This is a genomic window from Cohnella massiliensis, assembly GCF_900169535.1.
Lineage (GTDB): Bacteria > Bacillota > Bacilli > Paenibacillales > Paenibacillaceae > Cohnella > Cohnella algarum.
The window spans coordinates 716195-737063 of the sequence record NZ_LT821259.1 but is presented as its reverse complement, the minus strand read 5'-3'; the positions used below and the strand labels follow the sequence as shown (position 1 = coordinate 737063).

The 20869-nt window shown below is 61.2% G+C and carries 12 protein-coding genes; 7 read left to right on the top strand and 5 right to left on the bottom strand.

From position 1 onward, the window contains the following. The first annotated feature begins 85 nt into the window (after positions 1–85). The 3 genes from tnpA to tnpC all read left to right on the top strand — a co-directional run bounded on the left by tnpA (position 86) and on the right by tnpC (position 2399). Positions 86–406 (top strand): IS66 family insertion sequence element accessory protein TnpA, encoded by a 321-nt coding sequence (tnpA, locus tag B7E11_RS17155; protein WP_080836822.1) that lies wholly within the window; start codon positions 86–88, stop codon positions 404–406. Then, positions 400–753: an IS66 family insertion sequence element accessory protein TnpB gene (gene tnpB / locus B7E11_RS17150; RefSeq protein ID WP_028598474.1), complete on the top strand. Its 354-nt coding sequence runs from the start codon at positions 400–402 to the stop codon at positions 751–753. The genes tnpA and tnpB overlap by 7 nt, the downstream gene beginning before the upstream one ends. 71 nt (positions 754–824) lie before the next feature. After that, complete coding sequence (gene tnpC, locus B7E11_RS17145) at positions 825–2399, top strand: IS66 family transposase (RefSeq protein WP_420830620.1); 1575 nt, start codon at positions 825–827, stop codon at positions 2397–2399. Positions 2400–3032: 633 nt separating this feature from the next. Here tnpC and B7E11_RS17140 read toward each other — a convergent pair. The 3 genes from B7E11_RS17140 to B7E11_RS17130 form a co-directional block, all read right to left on the bottom strand. Beyond that, positions 3033–6125, bottom strand: coding sequence for an AAA family ATPase (locus B7E11_RS17140; RefSeq protein ID WP_080836820.1), 3093 nt, complete (start codon positions 6123–6125; stop codon positions 3033–3035). After that, positions 6122–7300, bottom strand: coding sequence for an exonuclease SbcCD subunit D (locus B7E11_RS17135; RefSeq protein WP_080836818.1), 1179 nt, complete (start codon positions 7298–7300; stop codon positions 6122–6124). Before B7E11_RS17135 ends, B7E11_RS17140 begins: the two co-directional genes overlap by 4 nt. Positions 7301–7414: 114 nt before the next feature. Continuing rightward, on the bottom strand, positions 7415–8173 hold the full coding sequence (locus tag B7E11_RS17130; RefSeq protein WP_425430077.1) for an MgtC/SapB family protein: 759 nt from the start codon (positions 8171–8173) through the stop codon (positions 7415–7417). Positions 8174–8374: 201 nt separating this feature from the next. Between B7E11_RS17130 and B7E11_RS17125 the strand changes: the two genes are divergently transcribed. Both B7E11_RS17125 and B7E11_RS17120 read left to right on the top strand, forming a co-directional pair. After that, complete coding sequence (locus tag B7E11_RS17125; protein WP_080836815.1) at positions 8375–9277, top strand: ArsR/SmtB family transcription factor; 903 nt, start codon at positions 8375–8377, stop codon at positions 9275–9277. A gap of 744 nt (positions 9278–10021) precedes the next feature. Continuing rightward, positions 10022–11773, top strand: coding sequence for a glycoside hydrolase family 2 protein (locus tag B7E11_RS17120; protein WP_080836814.1), 1752 nt, complete (start codon positions 10022–10024; stop codon positions 11771–11773). Between the two features lie 88 nt (positions 11774–11861). On the opposite strand, the gene B7E11_RS17115 is transcribed toward B7E11_RS17120, so the two are convergent. Further along, positions 11862–15986, bottom strand: coding sequence for a choice-of-anchor I family protein (locus tag B7E11_RS17115; protein ID WP_139787233.1), 4125 nt, complete (start codon positions 15984–15986; stop codon positions 11862–11864). A 265-nt stretch (positions 15987–16251) separates the two neighbouring features. Between B7E11_RS17115 and tatA the strand changes: the two genes are divergently transcribed. After that, complete coding sequence (tatA, locus tag B7E11_RS17110; RefSeq protein WP_080836812.1) at positions 16252–16446, top strand: twin-arginine translocase TatA/TatE family subunit; 195 nt, start codon at positions 16252–16254, stop codon at positions 16444–16446. A gap of 38 nt (positions 16447–16484) precedes the next feature. Continuing rightward, positions 16485–18827 carry a hypothetical protein gene (locus B7E11_RS17105; RefSeq protein ID WP_213084143.1) on the top strand — a complete coding sequence of 781 codons (2343 nt, stop codon included), beginning with the start codon at positions 16485–16487 and terminating at the stop codon, positions 18825–18827. Positions 18828–19506: 679 nt separating this feature from the next. Here B7E11_RS17105 and B7E11_RS17100 read toward each other — a convergent pair. After that, entirely contained in the window at positions 19507–20565 is a 1059-nt protein-coding gene (locus tag B7E11_RS17100) for a lactonase family protein (protein ID WP_080836811.1), read from the bottom strand. Between the last annotated feature and the right edge of the window lie 304 nt (positions 20566–20869).

Here is a 20869-nt window from a genome sequence, read left to right as displayed (position 1 = left end):
GTAAGCGTCAAACTCTCCCCACCTTCGTTCCTTGCAATAACCGTGAGATAATCCTCCTCATAGTCCAATTGGGGGAGGATTTTTTATGGCCAGAGAAGACGTACAGAAGAAATGGGAAGAACGAATTGCCGCTTTCCGTTCCAGTGGAGAAAAAGCAGCAAGATGGTGCAAAGCCAATCAGGTGGATCGTCGCGGGCTCTATACATGGATGAAGAGACTAAGCGGTTCATCCCCTGCTGCTGTCAAGTCAGCCACCTTCGTCAAAGCTCATATTACTCCCGAGCCGGAAGCCACACCTTCGGCTTGCCTTCGCATCCGAATCGGCGCAGCCGTCATCGAGGTTGACGCCGGGTTCAATCCCGCTTTGCTCCGCGACGTGGTGCAGGCTTTGGAGGTCATATGCTGAGCGAATTAACCAGCCGTCAGGTATTTCTGGCTTGTGGCAGCACGGATTTACGTAAATCCATCGACGGATTGGCTGCTCTTGTCCAAGAGGGGCTCGGACTGAATCCATTCTCTCCATGCTTGTTCGTCTTTTGCAACCGCGAGCGGAACAAGTTAAAGATCTTGTATTGGGAGCACAACGGTTTCTGGCTGTTCTACCGCCGGCTCGAGCGCGGCACGTTCCAGTGGCCCAGGGATCACAGCGATCCGGTCACGGTCACGACCCGCGAGCTCCGCTGGCTGCTGGACGGACTTTCGCTCAGCCAGCGGCAGGCTCACCCGAAAGTGACCGCCGCTACGGTCATTTAGCAATCTATTCCTTACTTAATTCGACATATGTTATGGCAGGCGTTGCCCCCATCCGTGCCGAAGTATACCATATGGAAAATCGAGCGGAATCGCCTCAGATCGAAGAGCTTCGGCAACAAAATGCGAAGCTGGAACAACAAAATATCGAGCTATCGGCCAAGCTCAAGTGGTACGAGGAACAGTTCCGTCTGGCGCAGCAAAAGCGCTTCGGCACTTCCAGCGAGAAGACGAATCCGGACCAGATGGAGCTGAATCTGTTCAACGAAGCCGAAGTGCTGGCCACACCAGCCGGACAAGAGCCACCTACAGAGAAGATCACGTACGAGCGCCGCAAACAGACGGGCAAGCGTGAAGACGACTTCTCCGACCTGCCGGTAGAGACCGTCGTGTACAAACTCGAGGAAGGCGAACGGTCCTGTGCTTGCTGCGGCGGCTCGCTGCATGAGATGACGACTGAGATGCGCAGCGAGATCGCGCTGGTGCCCCCGCAGGTCAAGGTCATGCGGCATATTCGTCAAGTCTATGCTTGCCGCCACTGCGAGCGTCATGAGATCCAGACACCCATCGTCACGGCGCCCATGCCGAGGCCCGTCTATCCCGGAAGCTTGGCTTCGCCGTCCAGCATGGCCTACGTCATGACGCAGAAATATGTGGATGGCTTGCCCCTGTACCGGCAAGAGCAGCAGTTCGCGCGTCTTGGCTATACGTTGTCTCGCCAGACGATGGCGAACTGGATGATGTATGGTGCGGAGCAATGGCTGTCTCCGCTGTTTGCTGCCATGAAGGCGTATCTGCTGCGGCAAGAAGTGCTGCATGCCGACGAGACGACGCTTCAGGTGCTGCGCGAAGAAGGCAAGTCCGCGGAAGCGACGTCCTACCTGTGGCTATATCGGACCGGACGTGATGTGCCGCCGGCAATACTCTACGAATACCAACGGACGCGGGGCGGCGAACATCCGCGCAACTTCCTGTCCGGATTCAAAGGCTATTTGCATGTGGATGGGTACCCTGGGTACCACAAGGTGGCAGACGTGAAGCTCGTCGGTTGTTGGGCACATGCCCGGCGCAAGTACGACGAGGCGCTGAAGGCAGGGCCGCCGGAGATGAGGAAGCTGGGAACCGTTGCAGGACAGGGCCTGGCTTACTGTAACCAGCTGTATGCGATTGAACGGGACCTTGCCGAAGTCTCCGCTGAAGAGCGACAGGCGAAGAGGCAGGAGCAAAGCCTGCCGGTGCTTAACGCCTATCATGGATGGCTGAAGGAGCAACGGTCCAAAACCTTGCCGAAGAGCCTGTCCGGTCAAGCGATCGCCTACAGCTTGAATCAGTGGGATAAGCTTACTGCGTTCCTGTCAGATGGGCGGCTGGAGCTCGACAACAATCGGAGCGAGCGGTCGATCAAACCGTTCGTGATCGGGCGCAAAAACTGGCTGTTCGCCAACACGCCTCGCGGCGCGAAGGCTAGCGCGGTAATCTACAGCGTGATCGAATCGGCCAAGGAGAATGGTCTGCACCCGTTCAACTACTTAAAGTACCTCTTCGAGCAGTTGCCGCAAATCTCTGGACCGCTCGATGCCGACGCGCTCGAACCCTTCATGCCATGGTCGCACGAGCTACCGGCTGAGTGCCGATTAAGTAAAAAGTAACTACAGATTAGTCGAACTGAGCTCCCGCCGCTAGGTGGGGGCTATTTGACGCTTACCGGACGCGCTCGACCCCTTCATGCCATGGTCGCACGAGCTCCCGGCTGAGTGCCGATTAAGTAAAAAGTAACTACAGATTAGTCGAACTGAGCTCCCGCCGCTAGGTGGGGGCTATTTGACGCTTACCTTGCGCGCAATCCGCCCGCGCCAGGCTGCATATAGCGCACCAGGTGCGCTTCTTGCGCGCAATCCGCCCGCGCCAGGCTTCATGTAGCGCACTGGGTGCGCTTCTTGCGCGCAATCCGCCCGCGCCAGGCTGCATGTAGCGCACCGGGTGCGCTTCTTGCGCGCAATCCGCCCGCGCCAGGCTGCATGTAGCGCACCAGGTGCGCTTCTTGCGCGCAATCCGCCTGCGCCAGGCTACATGTAGCGCACCGGGGGCGCTTCTTGCGCGCAATCCGCCCGCGCCAGGCTGCCGCTTCTTGCGCGCAATCCGCCTGCGCCAGGCTACATGTAGCGCACCGGGGGCGCTTCTTGCGCGCAATCCGCCCGCGCCAAAGCGCCCCGAGAAGCCTCTTCTCGGGGCATTCCAACGAACCGATCCGATCGAAAGGCTCGAACCGTCCCTTATGTCGGCTACCGCAGCACGATGGACGTGCGGCTGTGTCCTTCTTTCGTCTTTTTGACCTCCAAAATGGCCGGAAACGCCATCTTCAGCTCCTGAACATGCGAAATGACGCCGATCATCCGGCCGGACCGCTGCAGATCGACGAGCGCGGCGATCGCCTTGTGCAGCGATTCCTCGTCGAGCGAGCCGAAGCCCTCGTCGATAAACATCATTTCGATCGAAACGCCGCCCTGATGGGCCTGGATGACGTCGGCCATTCCGAGCGCCAGCGCAAGCGAGGCGTTGAACTTTTCGCCGCCGGACAGCGATTTGACGTCGCGGTTTTGCCCGGTGTACGCGTCGTAAACGTCAAGCCCCAACCCGCTTTGCTTGCCGCGCGCTTCCAGCCGGTCGCTGCGCTGCAGAACGAACTGGCCGTCGGACAAATGGTGCAGCCTGAGATTGGCCGCCACGAGAATCTGCTCCAAATATTCGATCAAAATGTACCGCTCGAACGAAAGCTTGAGCGAATTGTCGCCCTTCAGCATCTGGTACAAATCCAGAATCCGCTCCAGCTCGGATTCCGTCGCGGCGTAACGCCCGTTCGCCGCTTCGATCGCGCCACGCAGCCTCGCCGCCGTTTCCGCGTGCCGCTGCGCGGACTGCTGCTCCGCCAGCACGAGCTCCAGCTCCCGCTGCATCGCACCGAGCACTTCCTGCAGCGCTTCCGCATCCGCGCGCTCCCTGCCCTCAAGCTCCCGCTCCAGCTCTCCCAACTGGGCCGATACCGCCGCCAGCTCCGCCCGGAACGCCTCGGTCGACGCCCGCAGCGACTCGCGATCCTCCCGGCTCATCTTCGCCCTCGCATACTGCTCCGGCGTCGCAAACCCTTCGCGCTGCCGCTCCTCGGCAAACCGCTCCGCCGCCTGGCGGCCTGCGGCCGTCGCCTCCTCGAGCCGCTTCCCAAGCTGCGCGGCGTTCGCCTTCTCCTCGGCCGCCCGGAGCTGCGCCGCGGTCAACCCATCCTGCGCCGCCTTCCACTCCGCCTCGAGCTCGCGCACGCTCTCCCGCTGCTGCCGCAGCCGCGCCTCGAACCGCTCCGGCGAGCGCAGCTCCTCCGGAATCCGCTCCAGCTCGAGCTCCAGCACGGACTGCTTGGCGGTCCGCTCCACCGTAAGCGCCTGCGCGCGCGCCGCCGCGGCGTCCTTCTCCGCTTGGGCGGCCGCCAAGCGGTCGTCCAGCTTCGCCGCGCTCTCGCGCAGCGCCGACAGCTTCGCGCCTTGCTCCTGCAGGCGCTCGATTTCCGCTTTGAGCGCAAGCCCCTCCCGCTCAGTGTCGGCCAACTGGCGGGCGAACCCCGACGGAACGATGCCGAACTCCTCGATGGACGGCATCCGCTCTCCCCAGCCGTCGCGGGCCGCCGCCGCTTGCGCCTTGGCCGTGCCAAGCTCCTGCTCTACGGCGCGAAGCGTTTCCTTCGCCTGCCGAAGCTCTTCGCGGGTCGGCATCGAGGCTGGCGCCGCCGCCTTCGCCGGATGCTCCGGGCTGCCGCATACCGGGCAAGGCTCCCCGTCGTGCAGGTGCGCCGCCAGCAGTCCGGCCTGCCCTTCCAGCCACAGCGTCTCCAGCCGCTTGACCCGCTCGCCGCACTCCGCGGCGGCCCGCTCCCGGTCCGCTTCCGCCTTGCGCGCGGCCTCGATCCGCTCGGCCAGATCCGCAAGCTCCTTCAGCAGCTTGAACTTCTGGCGGGTGCGGTCCCGCTCTTCCAGCTTCCCCGGCAGCGCGTCCAGCCCCGCCTCGAGCGACCGGATCTCGCCCGCGAGCGCCGCCTTCTCCTGCCGCATGTCCGCCAATTGGCGGTCGACCGTTTCGACGGCGGCTTTCACGCGGTTTTCCTCCGCGGCCAGCCGCGCGACCTCCCGGCGGCGGCCCTCCAGCGTCCGGACGGCCGGCTCCAGCGTTTCCAGCCGCTGCAGCGCTTGCTGCGCCTCGGCTCGAACCGTCTCCCGGGCCTGCTCCCGCGCGTGCCGCTCCGAGGCGGCAACGAGCGCCTGCTCCACGCGGGCCAGCTCGGCCGTTTGCCGCTCCAGCGCCGCCTGCCTCGCGGCGATTTCGCGTTCCGCCCGCTCCGCCTGCTCCTCGTACGCGGCGATCCGCCCGGCTTTTTCCGCCTCCGCCAGCTTTCGTTCCCTCTCCTCCATGACCGGCTTGTCGAGGTTCAACTGCGCGAATCGCGCGCGCCTGGCTTCAAGCTCCGCCAGCTTCTCGTTCAGCGCCATCGCCTCGCGCACCCGCTTCTCCTGCTCCGCCCGCTCCGCTTGCAGCTTATCTTTCCGCAGCCGGATGCTTTCCGCCAGCTCCGCATAATGCAGCCGCTCGGCTTCCAGCCCTTCCGTCACCTGGATCGGGCTGTACGCCTCTTGCCGCAAGGCGGCGCCCAGCGCCCCTTCCTCGCGGACCGGGAGCACGTCCCGCACCTGGGCCATCGCGTATTCGAGCCGCTCCTTGGCCGAGCGCAGCTCCTCCTTCAAATCCCGCTGCTTCCGGTAAAACCGCTCCTCGACTTTCTGATAGAGTCCCGTCCGGAAAATCCGCCGCATAATGTCTTCCTTGTTGTCCGTATCCGAAGTCAGCAGCTTGCGGAACTCGCCCTGCGGCAGCATGACGATCTGGCTGAACTGGTCTTTCGTCAAGCCGATGAGCGATTCCAGCCGGGCGTTCACCTCGGATAGCGTAAAGCGGTCCAGCAGCGGGACTTCCGTCCCCGAAGTCGTCTCGAACAGCTCCGCGCGGCCGGGGGTTTCGCTCTTGTTGCCCGCCTTGCGAAACGGCATCTGGCGGAACACGCGGTACGTGCGGCTGCCGATGCCGAACGCGAAATCGACGGACGTGAACGTATTGTCGTCGGCAAAATGGCTGCGCAAAAGCCGGATTTCCGAACGGTCCTCCCCGCTCGCGCACCCGTACAGCGCAAAGCAGACCGCATCGAAAATCGTCGTTTTCCCGGCGCCGGTATTGCCCGAAATGACGAACAGGCGGCGGTCCTCCAGCAGGCTGAAATCGATCGTTTCCGCATCGCGGTACGGACCGAAGGCCGTCAACGTAAGCCGGATCGGCTTCATGCGGATTCCCCCTCTTCCTCGCGGGCGACCTCGAGCAGCGTTTCGGCGAACAGCCGTTTTTTGTCCTCTGCGAGCGGCATCCCTTTCACTTCCCGGTAAAAAGCCGCGAACAGCTCGACCGGATCGGACTTGCTCCGCGCGGGTCCGGCGCCGGCGGCGCTTCCTTCGTCGGCGGAATCGGCGGCCGCCGGCGCCGGCCGCCGGCGCTCGACATGCAGCGCGTTCGGGTAGACGGTTCTTACTTTTTCCATCGGGTACAGGACCGGATTTTCGTTCAGCAGCGTTGCGAATATGTAATCGTCCGAAGGCTCGTGCCGCATCAAGTCCTCGATCGCGGCGCTTACGCTGCGCATGTTGCGGAGCGGCGCGAGCTTTCTTTTTTCCACGGTTACGGCCCCTTGCCCATCCAGCTCGACGATATAAAAGCCTTTGTTGTGCCGTTCCTCGGAGATCGAATATTTGAGCGGCGACCCGGCGTAGCGAATCGTTTCGTTGGCGACGTAGTGCGCTTCGTGCAGGTGGCCGAGGGCCGTATAATGGAAGCTTTTAAAATGCTCCGACCGGACGTACTCCGTCCCCCCGATCGCCAGCGGCCGTTCCGACTCGCTCGTATTCGGCCTCGCCTCCCCGCCGGGCGTGACGAACGCGTGTCCGACGAGCACGTGCCGCGCCTTCGGGTCCATTTTCGCCTCGATCCCGGCCACCACCGCTCGCATCGCGTCGTCGCAGGAGCGCACGCTTTCGTCGCCCCACCGCTGCCGCACGACGGACGGATCGGCAAACGGCACGAGATGAAAATGCACCTCTCCGTCCGCGTCGCGCAGGACGACCGGCTTCTGCTCCGGCCTCAGCTGCCCGGCCAAATGCAGCCCCCTCTCCTCCATAATCCGGGTGCCGAAGTTCAGCCGGTCCGGGCTGTCGTGATTGCCCGCGATCGCGAGCACCGGCGTTTCAAGCTCCAACACCAGCGTCCGCAGCAGCTCGTCCAGCAGCTCGACCGCCTCCGTCGGCGGGACCGCCCGGTCGTACAGGTCGCCCGCAATGACGACCGCGTCCGGCCGCTCGCTTCGCACCGTCTCGACCATCTGCCGCAGCGCGTGCCGCTGGTCCTCCGTCATATAAACGCCCTGCACCAGCTTGCCTAAATGCCAGTCGGCCGTGTGGATGAATTTCATATTGGAATGCGCACCCTCTTTCCCGTTCTATTCTCTTCTTTTAAAAGTTTATAGAAACGGCGGGGTTTGTTCAATGGAAAAGAAAGCGATCGGTTCGATTGCCCGACGCGATGCCTAGAGCGAAGCCGAGTCCCCCTTTCGCCCGGAGTCGCTCCATTCCCGGGGCATGTCGGACGTTTCGATTCTCCGGATGCCCTCCGTTGCCAGCAAGGTGTCGAAAGCTTCCCTTATTTTTTTCGGATCGGCTTTATGGAATTGGATTTTCAGGACATGTACCGTCTCCGAGGCGTTTTTGCCGGATTCCGTTTCGAATGCCATGCTCCGGATGTTCAAGCCCCGGCCTTCCAAAATGTCCGTAATTTTCGCGATCAACCCCGGGACGCCGACGACCTTGATTTTGATCTGGTCGTTCGTCCGTTTGCCGAGCATTCGGTTCTCCACTTTATCGAGCAAATACAAGCTGACGATAACGAGAACGGTCGCCAGAACCGCGCCGTAATAAAAGCCTGCTCCGGCGCATAGCCCAATGGCCGCCACGACCCACAGCGAAGCCGCTGTCGTTAGGCCGGATATGCTCAAGCCCGTTCGGATGATCGCCCCGGCGCCGAGAAAGCCGACTCCCGACACGACCTGTGCCGCCAGCCGGGCCGGGTCCATGCGAACGTTGTACGCATTCGCGAATTCGCCAAACCCGTAAATCGACAAAAGCATGATCGCGGCCGAGCCCACGCAGACCAAAATGTGGGTGCGAAAACCGGCGGCGTGATTTTTCCATTCCCGTTCAATGCCGACGAGCCCGCCAAGCACGAGTGCCGCGAACAATCGAAGCGTCAGGTCGAGATAGGAAAGTTCCCAAATATCCGTTTCGATCAGTCGCAAATCCGCTTCCCCCTTATCGGTTTGTCGTTGAACCCTTCGATACGAAAACATATACCCGGTCAACTTCCGCTTCAATCGGAAACGCCGTATCACGCTCCGGGATTTGCGCCCCTTCGCCGTCGCCGGACCGAAGCTTGCCGTTTGTCGGATCCGGGTTTACAATCGAATCAATTAGCCATTGCGAAGGAGCCGCAAATGAAAATTCCCGTCACCGTCCGGCAAATGGCCGTGCTGGAATGCTTTTCTTCGGAAAGCCGCGTCCGCATCATCGAGCTTTTGAACAGGAAGCCGATGAACGTCAAGGAATTGGCGGAAGCGCTGGGCGTCTCGTCCGCGATCGTTACGAAGCACGTCCAGAAGTTGGAGGAAGCCGGCATCATCCGCACCGAAAGCCTGTCCGGCGCAAGAGGCCGGCAGAAGGTGTGCCATCTCCGGCTCGATTCGATTACCCTGCTGCTGAAAACGCCGGAAGAAGGCAGCTCGAACCGCTACGCCGCGTCGATCCCGGTCGGCCACTATACCGCGTACGAAGCCAAGCCGACGTGCGGGCTGGCTTCAAGGACGAAAATCATCGGCATGCTGGACGACCCCCGCTATTTTTCCGATCCCGAGCATGTCGAGGCCGCGCATCTGTGGCTGGGCAGCGGATTCGTCGAATACCGCGTTCCGAACTATTTGCTGTCCGGCCAGCGGGCTTTGGGCGTCACCGTCACGCTGGAGCTGTGTTCCGAAGCGCCGGGCTATAACGTAAATTGGCCTTCGGACATCTACTTTTACTTGAACGACGTTCCGCTCGGCTTCTGGACGTGCCCGGGCGATTTCGGCGGCGCGCCGGGCGCGCATACGCCCGCCTGGTGGAAGTACGGCACGACGCACGGCCTGTTGAAGTCGATCCGGCTGCGGCACGACGGCTGCTTCATCGACGGCGTCCGCATGTCGCCGGTCACTCTCGGCGAGGTGCCGATCGTCTACGGCGAAGAGCTTCGCTTCCGCATCGCCGCGCCGGAATCGGCAAGGCATGCCGGCGGCCTGAGCCTGTTCGGCAAGGGCTTCGGCAATTATGACCGGGACATCGAAGTGACGGTCGAATACGAGTGATCGTCCGGGACGCAATGAGGCTCAGTCGGCCCCCGCGTCCCGCGCTCTCTTTTCTCCTTCGGGCAATTGAGGCGGATAACGGCCTTCCGGGGCCGTTAATTTTGTTTTTGGCCTGACTTTGAGAAAGGACCGCCTCTTGTAGATAACTGACGCTGCCGACCTTCTTACGTGTTGGTATGTTGGTCTGTATTCTGTCTATTTAGTTAATTAATGTATTATGATATTCGTTTAGTCCTTGCGTTGTCCGTGCTTACATCGCCATCTCAACTACTGTCACTCGTCTGGACATCGCTCTGTTGCCCGCAGTGTAGGGCATTCACCGGTAGTTCACCCGCTAAGATCCTTGGCCACCTTCGGTGTTTTATAGGGACCGTTCGCTATCCTCCCTCGTTATTCCGCCTTCTGCTATTCCTCCCTTCGTTATTCCGCCCTCCGCCATACGCCATTCCCTCTGCCAACCTCCCGCCATTCACGAATACGCTTGACTCGTCGCAGCATTCCCGGAAGCGGACCCGAATCATATGCCCGGGAGATTGGTTCCTGAGTGAAAGGGATACCGGAAACAGGCTCATTTCAACGGAACAAGATCGCATCATTTGGTTAACCATTATGTTAATTTTAAATTATAATGTTTCGAGAAAATAGCTTGACATCACCTTATTTATAGGTTTATAAAATAATTGTAATTGTTAATTCGTTCCCTATTTAATTAATTTTTAAAATAACTAAAATGGAGGTTTTCCCATGTCCGCCGACATCGGCACGCCGCGCCCTGAGCACCCGAGACCGCAATTCGTGAGGGAACGATGGCTTAATTTGAATGGGGAATGGCAGTTCGAATTCGACTTTTCCCGAAGCGGCAAGGAGCGGGGGCTGCAAGCTTCCGACGCAACGCTTAAGCAAAAAATCGTCGTCCCTTTCTGCCCCGAAAGCAAACTTTCCGGCATCGGCCATACCGATTTCATTCCCGCGGTGTGGTATAAGCGCAGCTTTACGCTGCCGGGCGGCTGGGAAGGCGGAGAGGTTCTGCTGCATTTCGGAGCGGTGGACTACGAAGCCGAAGTGTGGATCAACGACGTGCCGGTCGGCAAGCATCGCGGCGGCTACGGCTCCTTTTCCTTCCCGATCGGCCGCGCGCTCGTTCCGGGCGAAAACGTGGTGACCGTCTATGCGGAGGACGACGTCCGTTCGGGCTTGCAGCCTCGGGGAAAACAAAGCGGGACATACCATTCGCGGGGCTGCGACTATACCCGGACGACGGGCATTTGGCAAACCGTTTGGCTTGAACATGTGCCGGAAACGCACCTCGTTTCGTTCTGTCTCGTTCCCGATCCCGAAAACGCCCGGCTCCACATAACGGCAAAAGTGGCCGGACTCTCGGGCGATGTCGCGCTCCGCTGTTCCGCCGAACTCGACGGCAAACCGGCCGGCTCGGAGACCGCGCGGGTCGGCTCCTCTTCCGCGAGCCTGTCGATTCCGCTGACGGAAACGCGCTTGTGGCAGCCGGGAGCCCCCGCTCTCTACGATCTGAAGCTGGAGCTGCTGAAGGACGGCCAGACGGTCGACCGGGCCGACTCGTATTTCGGGCTGCGCTCCGTCCGGCTCGACGGGATGAAATTCCGCATCAACGGAAAATCCGTTTTCCAGCGGCTTGTGCTCGACCAAGGCTTCTACCCCGACGGCATTTATACCGCGCCGAACGACGAGGCGTTGAAACGCGATATCGAGCTGTCGATGGAGCTCGGGTTTAACGGAGCCCGCCTGCATGAAAAAATATTCGAGCCCCGATTCCTGTATTGGGCCGACAAGCTCGGCTATCTCGTGTGGGGAGAGCATGCGAATTGGGGGTTGGATATTTCGACCGGCGAAGGCTTGATCCGGTTTCTTCCCGAATGGCTGGAAAACGTCGAACGCGATTTCAACCATCCGAGCCTGATCGGCTGGTGCCCGTTTAACGAAACCTGGGATTCGTCCCGCGGCACCCGGCAAAACGACGAGGTGCTCCGCATCGTCTACGAAGCGACGAAAGCCGTCGACCCGACGCGACCGGTCATCGACACGAGCGGGAACTATCACGTTGCGACGGATATTTTCGACGTGCACGATTACGATCAAAACCCGGAGTCGTTCCGCGCCCGGCATCAGCCCTTGGCCGAAGGCGGAGAGCCGTGGGTTTCCTTTCCCGAAAGGCAATCGTACGGAGGGCAGCCCTATTTCGTCAGCGAGTACGGCGGCATTTGGTGGAATCCGGGGCAAACCGACAGCAACGGCTGGGGCTACGGGGACCGGCCGCAAAGCGAAGCGGAGTTTCTCGCCCGGTACGCGGGCCTCACGAATGCGTTGCTGGACAACCCGAACATCTTCGGGTTCTGCTATACGCAGCTGTACGATATCGAGCAGGAAGTGAACGGGCTGTATACGTACGACCGGACGCCGAAGTTCGACCCGGCGGCGATCCGCGCCGTCAACGTCCGCAAGGCGGCCATCGAGGATTAGGCAAAAAAACGGCCGAAAGCGGCCGTTTTCCGTCAGGCATATTTCGAGACAGCCGGTATCCGCAGCGCGGTACCGGCCGTTCTCTTTTTTATTGCTTCGACTTCAGCAGCTTGGCCAGCATATGAGCCGCTTCCGCGCGCGTAGCCGTGTCCTGCGGCGCGAAATACGCGCCCGGCCGTCCCGCGATCGCCTTGCCGGAAATGATGCCGGCCCGGCTCATCGCTTGGGCCGCTTCCGAGGCAACCGCGGCGATCGCATCCGCGTCCGCGAAGTCGGCCGCTGCCCCGTTGTCCGGAAGCGTCCAGTTCATGTAACCCGCAAACCGGACAAGCATGGCCGCAAGCTGCTCGCGCGTCACGCCCGCCTTCGGATCGAAGCGCCCGTCGCCGAAGCCGCTCGCGATGCCGTTTTGCGAAGCCCAGGCAACCGCGCCCGCGAAATAGTCGCCGGCCTTCACGTCCGTAAACGAAGCTCCCGCCGTTTGCTCCGTATCCGCTCCCGCCAAACGCGCGAGCAGCATGGCGACGTCCGCGCGGGTCAGCCCGCCGGCCGGATCGAACCGGCCGTTCCCGATGCCGCCGATGATGTCGCGAGCGGCCAAGTACGTCACGGAATCTTTCGCGAAGCTTGCGCCGATGTCGGAGAACTCAAGCCTGTTGTAGCCGACCGCATAACGGGAAAGGTGCTCCGTTTGGAATACGAGGCGTCCGGAAGATGCGTCGTACATGCCGTCGCGCACGATCGAAACCGCGCCGTCTTCCGAAAGGTAAAGCGCGACGATCGCGTTCGGATCTTCGCCTGCACCCGGGGCATACGGCAAGCCTACGCCGATCGTGCCGCCGCCCAGGTTCGACAGCGTCCGGCCTCCGACGGTCAACGTCAAGTCGACGACGGAGCGGTTGCCGATCAGCGTTTCCGCGATTTGCCGTCCTGCCGGCGTCAGTTCGCCGAACGACGAGCCCGACGCGACCGTCCTGATCGTCACGACAAGGTCGTCGTCGCCCGCTTCCGCAGCTGCGGCCGCAAACGCGTCCCGGTCCAGCGAAATCGTGCCGAGGTCCGTTTCGAAGACGACCGTGCCGGCGGAGCTGCCCGTTATCGCCGTCAGCGCCGCGGCGGGCACGGTCAGCTCGATTTGCCGAGCCGTTTCCCCGGCCCGCACCCGGATGACAAGCTCCCCGCCCTCGGCGGATTCCAGCGCTTTAATCGCCGCCTCGACCGTCTCTTCCGAAAGAGCTGCCGTCGCCTTGCCTGCCGCATCGGTCTCGACGTTCACGACCGCCACGACTTTGCCGTCTTCAACGGACGGCGTCTCCGTTCCCGGTTGTTCCGTACCGTTGCCCGTTCCCGTGCCCGGAACCGGAACCGGGGCCGGATTGACGGCGTCGGCCGGCGCTACCGTCACCGTCGCCTCCGCCAAGCCGTAGCCGTCGCCGCTGAACGCGGAGATGACGGCGGTTCCGGCAGCGACCGGCGCGACGTTTCCGTTCGCATCGACCGTAGCCACGCCCGGATCGGACGAGCTCCAGGTTACGGCCGCCGCGTCGCCGCCTTCGACCGTCGCCTTAAGCGTTCCCGCCGCTCCGCCGACTTTAAGCGACAAAGCGCTTTGATCCAGCGTCACCTTGGCTGTTTCCACCTGATACACCGCCACGGTGCCGCCGACTTCGTTGGCGACGAGCAGCAGCGGCCGCCCCGTCGGGCTGTCCGCCGCCGGGATGAACTCCAGTCCCTCGGGGCCCGAGTCGGTCAAATTGTCTTCCATCGCGAACTCGCGGGTGTTGAAATAATTGATGAACACCGGTGCCGCCGGATCGGTGACATCGTAGGTCATGACGCCGCCGATTCGCTCCAGGCCGACGAAGGCGAGCGCCCGCTTGCCGACTTTTCCGACCGTGACGTATTCCGGCTCCGGCCCTTTTTTCTCGCTTCGGCTGTCCAATGATGTATTGCTGTTGCTGGCGTTAAAATAATCCGGCAGCCGCTCGGCCGTAATTTTTTCGAAATCGTTGCCGCTGTCGTACACCTGCTCCATCGTCTCCGCGTCCCATATCGAGAAGGAACGGCCGCCGAACAAATAAATGCCGTCCGTGCCTTCGTCGGTTTTCGCTTCGACATCGTCATAATCCGACTTGCCGGCCAGGAACAATGCCGCCGCCGACTCCGGATCGAGCGCGGCCTTCAAATCGCCGACGTCGCTGGCGTTTTCCTTGCCCGGCCATTCCGTCGCGTCGCCTTCGTTCGCCGTGAACAGATACGTTTTCCCGCCGGTCGTGTATTCGGAAATGCCATCCGGCATGTAGACGCCGTAGAACGGAACGTTTTCCAGCTTGATTTCCCCGTCCTTGACCAGGTCTAGCGCATTGCGGGGATCGTTCAGATCCTTGTAGCCTAGCCCTTTGACATACAGCACTTTGGCGCTCGCGATATCGATCGCGGCGATCGCGTTGTTTTCCTGCAGGCTGACGAACGCCGTTTTTTGATCCTCGGAAAGCTCGATGTACTCGGGCTCGAGATCGAATACCGCGTCTTCCTTGCTGCCTTTGCCCATAATGAAGTTCGTTTCCGGATCGGCGGCTCCGCGAATGTGGACGAGATCGTCGATGACCGACGGATCGTCGAATTTGACGCGAACCGTTTCCTTCGCGACCGTGTCGACGATCGTCACGCTGCCTTCCGGATCGCCCGCCTCCGTGCGGGGCTCCCCTTCGTCCGCCGTCAAAATGTACCTGCCGTCGTCGCTGAACTTCACCATATCCGGCTGAACGCCCGTCTCGTACGATTCGAGCGGCTTGCCGTCGTAGTCGAGCACGAGCACCTTGCCGTTTTTCATGGCGTCCGCTTCCTGTACCGCCACGGCGACCCGTTTCGTCGCGGTATTGATATCGACGCTCGTCAAATCTCCGTAAACGAACCCGTCGACTTCCGCCAGCTTTTCGACCAGCACGCTCGTTTCCTTCTCCGGGTTCGCGCCGCCGTTCAGCTTCACGATATCGAGGGTCGCCGGGTCGGCGGAGCCGTTCACCAAATAAAACTTGCCGTTATCGCGATTGTATTGGACGATTTCGGCCAAGCCGCCGTCTTCGCTCGTCACCCCGACGGAATAGCCGCCCAGCTTCGTCATGCCGAGAAGATCGGGCATCGCCAGCGCGGGCGCTTCCTTCACCGCAAGCGTAAACTCGCGAGCAAGGTGCAGCCGCGGCTCCGAGCTGTCGTAAACGGAGACGGAGACCGACGCCGTTCCGGCTTCAAGCGGCGTGCCGGCAATCGTTCCGGAGGCGGCGTCGATGGCCAGTCCGCCGGGCAGGCCGCTCGCTTCGAACGTATACGGAGCCGCGCCGCCGTAAACGGAGAGGGCCGCCGAATACGGCCGGCCGACCGTCGCGTCCGCGAGCGTTTCCGTCGCAAGCCCGAGCGCCGGAGCCTCGGCTCCCCAAGCGCCGTCCGCGCCGCTGCGCGGGCGGTTTTCCGCAAAGGTCGCGTCCCCTTCCTCCTCGTAGCCGATTTGCTCGAAATCCGCCTTGTTGTTGTCCGTGTCGGCAAACGACTCGCGGCGCACCGACTTCTTCTTGGACGTCCCTTCCGCCTTGCCGGTCGGATAGTCCGTTTCGTAGCCGTCGATCGTCAGGCCGTTGTCGTTGCCGGCCGTTCCGATCATGTCGACGTAGCCTTCCGGCTTATCGGCGAACGGATTGACGACGCCGTCCAGCGACGAAGCCCCGCCGCTCATCAGCACGACCTTCATCCCTTTATTGTAAAAAAACGCATCGGACCACGTCTTATCGCCCTTGCCGCGAATATCGCTGACGAACGAATCGTCGGATTGGCCGTCGACGACAAGATAAGACGAACGGGCGCCGATCGTTCCGGTCAGGTCGAGCTTGATCCAGGTGCCGGACGCCATCGTCGGGTCCGCATAATGAAGCGTCCAACCGTTCAGGTCCACGTCATCGTCCGTAGGGTTATAGAGCTCGATGAAGCCGTTGGAGAAGAAACGATCGCTCGCCCCTTCCGCTCCGCCCCCGTACGCCTGATGGATGACGACGTGCGGCACCGCGACGTCGTAGCTGCCGTCCGCCGCATACGGAACGCCGGAAATCGCCCCGGCGGCACCGCCTTCGGCAGCGGAAGCCGGAAGCGCCGCCATGGCCCCGCCCAGCAGCATTTCCGCGGCGAGGAAGAAAGAGAGTACTTTTTTGCTTGTCCGATTCAAGAGTCCAACACTCCTATGCTGAAATGATGTTTTGTCCAGTATAGACGCGTTGTGTGCGCAAACTTGCAACCTTTCGTTAAGGGAATGTAAATTCGAACGAGAAATATAATGTCGGAATTTTTTAATAATTGCTTACATTCTCATTGACAGTAAAAAACCGGCGCCTTTATAATCGGAGTGTAAAATACATCAACTGATTTATATTTACATTTAATTACTATATTTTTAAATCAGTTGGGAATCAATGAGAGAAAGGAGGTACACGATGCCGACGATCGGAGTCACGGGCATCATTTTGCTTGTCGCCATCGCCTTGCTGCTATTCGGTCCGAAAAAATTGCCGGAGCTGGGCCGGGCCGTCGGGACGACGATCCGCGAATTCCGCAGCGGCAGCAAAGCGCTGCTTGCGGAAACGGACAAGCCCTCGGACCGGGACGAGAGCAAAAGCGGCAATTCCTGAACTCGAGACGGAACAAACTCAACCAAGGAGGGACTTTCATGAATCAGGAATACATCAGCAAACCGGAAAACCCGCAATCGAATTCGCCTGAGTCTCGGGCGCCATCGACAACGGAGAACCTGGCTCCCGAGGCGATCAGCCGCCGCAAAATGCTGCGCGTGCTCGGCCTGGGCGGAGCCATGCTGGCCGGAAGCGCCCTTCTGTCCAACTTCTCGTTCGCCGCTACCGAGGGTCAGGCCGAAGGCAAAGGCAGCGCCTCGCCGGACACGATGCTCCGGGTTTCGAGCGTCGACGAGCTGCTTGCCCTGCCGAACGGCCGGCTCAAGGACGGGACGCTGGCGTTCGTCGGCGGCTACCGGACGGCGGGCGACGGCGGAGCGAAGCTGATGCGCTGGGCGGCGGGCAGCGCGAAGGCCGACAACGGCGGAACGGTTCACCGGCCTCCGGGAGCGGACGGATGCTGGGAAATCGTCCACGACGGGGTCGGGGATTTTCGCTGGTTCGGGATATTCGGGCCGGCTCCGAACGCGGACGACGCGCTCGACGCGCTCGTCAACGATCCCTCCATTCATCGGGTAGAAGCGCATACCGATCTCAACTTCGTTCGCCGGCATACGTTCCGCCGCAGCGGCATCGAGCTGGATTTCGGCGGCCATCTGGTCACGACGGACGGAATCGAGCTCAATTCCCGCGACAACCCGTTCGGGGCGGTGCTGTTCTTCCAGGGCACGGCCGCGGGTCCGTCGCAGACCGTGACGCTCGGCTCCGACATTCCGGAAGGGAGCGACATTCTCGCGGTGAGCGACGCCTCGGCGTTTCAGGTCGAGGACTGGTGGATCGCCAAAGTGAACAACAATCCGGGCGGCGGCGCGCAGCGGGAGCTCGATTACCTGCTCAAGGTAACCGAGATCGTTTCGGCGAACCGCGTTCGCGTCAACTACAAGCTCGGCTGGACGCTTGCGGCCGGACGGACGATTACATATACGAAAATGAATCCGGTCTTCCGGTGCAACGTGCGGAACATGCGGTTTGCGGGCGTCCCCGTGCCGCCGACGACGTCCACGAGCGTGCGGCCCTTCGAGACGTGGGACCAGATCGGCTCCAATCCCGTCGCCTACGAATTCGCGGTCGAGTGCGACGTATCCGGCATCCGCGCGACAAAAGTATTTTGGCCGGTCATCCAGCGCCGCTACAATTCCCATTACATAACCGAACGGTGCGAGCTGATCAACCCCGAAGAACGGGATTGGGGCGGTACGGGCTACCTGACGCAGCAAATCAACGTGCTTTACGCCCACGTCCGGGACTGCAACACGAGCAACGCCAGGCACTTGAACGATTTTACGTGCGCCGCCTACAGCATGGTCGAAAACTGCCACGGCGACGGGGACGACTACGGCCCGTTCGTCACGCACGGCCAATACGAGCACGATCTCGTCTACATCGGCAATTCGGGCCTGATGTCGTTCGCGAACAGCGGCACGACCTGGGGCGACAGCGCCAAGCGGATCACCGTGAAGAAGCACATCGCCTCCCGGATTGTCGCGCACAAGATGCTGACGGATTTGACGCTGGAGGACTGCCACGCCGTCTACAAGGACGGACTCTCGAACTCCGGATCGATCTGGGCGAACGCCGACGGCCTGCAAATGCGGGGCTGCACGGCGGAGAGGATGCTGACGTTGTCCCGAAGCTCGTCCCGCTCCAGACGCCGAAACGTCATCGACGGCTGCTCGTTCGGCATGCTGAGCGGCTACGAGATCGCGCGGCCGGTGCGGAGCGCGGCGGTCGGCAATTTGCCAGTCAACGATGATGTGATGTTTACGGGTTGCGTGTTCAACAATGTCGAAGACGTCAACATCGGCAGCATCAATCGCCTGACGCTTATCAACACCTGGTTCAAGGGGGCGTCCCCGGCGACGGGCAAGGTTCGGGTAGGCAGCAAGGAAATCGTCATGCTCGGCGGCGGGTTTCAGGATTGCGGCTTCGTTCTGACCGGCGCTTGGGACAAGGCGGAAACCGGCGTCTACGCCCAGAGCGTCACGGTCGGCGGGGGGGCGTCGTTCGGCGGAACGAACGGGGAACTGGCCTTCTTCAAAACGGTCGAGCCGGACAACGTCGTTTCGTTCAGCTTCGCCGACTGCAACAGCGAGGCCGCAAGCGGTCAGACGGCCCACTTTCATATCGAAGGAACGGGCCATCGCCTGCGCGCCGTCGGCGCCCGCTTCAAAGGCGGAAAATACGTTGCCGCAAACGGCGGCTTCGGAGGCACGAGCTACTTCTACATGGCGTCCTGCGTCGAGGAGAACGTGGACAGAGCCTCCTTGCCGGACGAAACGAACGAAACGGTGAAGCACTCCTCGAGCAATCTGATTTTTTAGAAATACGCTGACGGCATCCTTGGAAAAATAAGAACTCCCGGGGATCTGCCGGATCGGCAGCCTGCGCGCGGCGGTGAAATGGGCAGCCACGGCTCAATTGGATCGTTTCCATGCATGCAGGAGCGTCAAGATGAGTCATTTTTACTCAACCGCGTACGGCTGGATGCGTTTGGCGGGTCGAGATGAGTCGCCACGACTCAATTGGATCGTTTCCATGCATGCAGAGGCGGCAAGATGAGTCATTTTTACTCAACCGCGTACGGCTGGATGCATTTGGCGGGTCAAGTTGAGTCGCCACGACGCAACCGGATCGTTTCCGTGCATGCAGAAGCGTCAAGATGAGTCATTTTTACTCAACCGCGTACGGCTGGATGCATTTGGCGGGTCGAGATGAGTCGCCACGACTCAATTGGACCCGCGGGAGGCCGAGCCGACTTCCGGAGTAGACTGGGGAGATGCCTCTGAACACAAGTACCGCTGCCAGAGCGGTGCGTTTGAGCCCGGCAAGCTTGCCTAGACGCTTTCGCAGGATGCACGTTACTTTCCTTCTTACGAAAAAGAAGCGGCGGCGGACAACGGACGTTCATGTCCGGATCCGCCGCCGTTTTTGGGTTTAAAACCGGCGCCCCAGGCGTACTTGCCTGGCATGCCTGGGAAAAGCAGATGCCGCCCGCCGTCCTCAGAGGTTCGCGATTTTCAGGCAAACGGGCTTGGCGATCTCGATCTGCGAGCCGACCGGCACGGGGATTCCCTGCTCGTCCAGCCGGAAGGCGACGATCGAGCCCGAATCCTGATTGGCGGCGAAAAGCCAGTCGTTTCCGACGACGGCGAAATTTCGCGGCATCCGGCCCCCGCACGGTACCTGTCCCTGCGCTTCGAGCGTTCCGTCCGCGGCGACGCGAAAGACGGCAATGCTGTCGTGTCCGCGATTGGATGCGTAAACCCGCGTGCCGGAGGCGTTCAAATGGATGTCCGCGCACGTGTTGTCCCCCGCAAAATCGGCCGGCAGCGTCGTCGTCGTTTGCAGCAGCGAAAGAGAGCCGTCGTCCGCCCGATAACGCCATACCGACACCGCCGAGCTCAGCTCCTCGACCGAATATACGAGCGGAAGCTCCGGATGGAACGCCGCATGGCGCGGCCCCGCCCCCGGAGCGACCTCCGCTGCGCCGCGCAGCGTCAGCTTGCCCGTTTGCGCATCGAGGCGATAAACGTACAGTTTATCCGTTCCCAGGTCGGAAACGAGCCAATCGTCCGTTCCCGGAACGGCGAAAATCGAGTGCGGGTGCGGCGCCTCCTGACGATCCGCCCGAACGCCGCTTCCCTCGTGAGCGTGAAAATCGCTCATCTCGCCGATCTCTCCGTCCGCGCCGATCGGAAAGGCGAAAACGCTGCCGCCCGAATAATTGACGCCTAGGAGCCAGCGCCCCGTCCGATCCACCCCGATATGGCATGGGTCGGCTCCTTTCGTCGGTTGGCGGTTGATTTCCGTCATCGTTCGTTCCCGCCAATCGTACCGATAAGCCGCGACCGCTCCTTCCGCCGTCTCGCTGGCGGCAAAGAGCACGTTCAGCTTCGGATGCAGCGCCAAAAACGAAGGATTCGCCAGGCCTCCGGCACCTCCCGCCTCCGTCCAGCTTTCCGTTTCCGCATCCCATTCGAACATTCCGATTCCTTCCGCCTCGGCAGCCGCGTATGTCCCCGCAAAAACGGCAATCCGGCCGCTGCTTTTTTCCGCCAAATCGATCTCCTCCCGCCTTGATCCCGCCAACGGGCGATCGGCAACCCGTTAGCCGCCCGTTCGCTATGAATACAAGTCTAGCGCCCGGAATCTTCCAGTTCAAGAGAAAAAAGCCGAGATAACGTGAACAGGAAGATTTCATTAACGTTTTCATAGATTCGCGGCGGGCCCGGTCGGGTAAAAAAAGACAGAGAGGAACGAACCTTTCCCGTTCCGCTTCGGGAACCGGTCATGGACGGCTTAGCCGTCATTCCCTCCATTGTCGGAGGGGCCGTTCTCGTTTTTCTGTCAGGCTTGTTCGGAA

Bases quoted from the DNA above. Each gene is read 5' to 3' on its own strand.
- tnpA (WP_080836822.1), top strand. From the start codon at position 86: ATGGCCAGAGAAGACGTACAGAAGAAATGGGAAGAACGAATTGCCGCT.
- tnpB (WP_028598474.1), top strand. From the start codon at position 400: ATGCTGAGCGAATTAACCAGCCGTCAGGTATTTCTGGCTTGTGGCAGC.
- tnpC (WP_420830620.1), top strand. From the start codon at position 825: ATGGAAAATCGAGCGGAATCGCCTCAGATCGAAGAGCTTCGGCAACAA.
- B7E11_RS17140 (WP_080836820.1), bottom strand. From the start codon at position 6,125: ATGAAGCCGATCCGGCTTACGTTGACGGCCTTCGGTCCGTACCGCGAT.
- B7E11_RS17135 (WP_080836818.1), bottom strand. From the start codon at position 7,300: ATGAAATTCATCCACACGGCCGACTGGCATTTAGGCAAGCTGGTGCAG.
- B7E11_RS17125 (WP_080836815.1), top strand. From the start codon at position 8,375: ATGAAAATTCCCGTCACCGTCCGGCAAATGGCCGTGCTGGAATGCTTT.
- B7E11_RS17120 (WP_080836814.1), top strand. From the start codon at position 10,022: ATGTCCGCCGACATCGGCACGCCGCGCCCTGAGCACCCGAGACCGCAA.
- tatA (WP_080836812.1), top strand. From the start codon at position 16,252: ATGCCGACGATCGGAGTCACGGGCATCATTTTGCTTGTCGCCATCGCC.
- B7E11_RS17105 (WP_213084143.1), top strand. From the start codon at position 16,485: ATGAATCAGGAATACATCAGCAAACCGGAAAACCCGCAATCGAATTCG.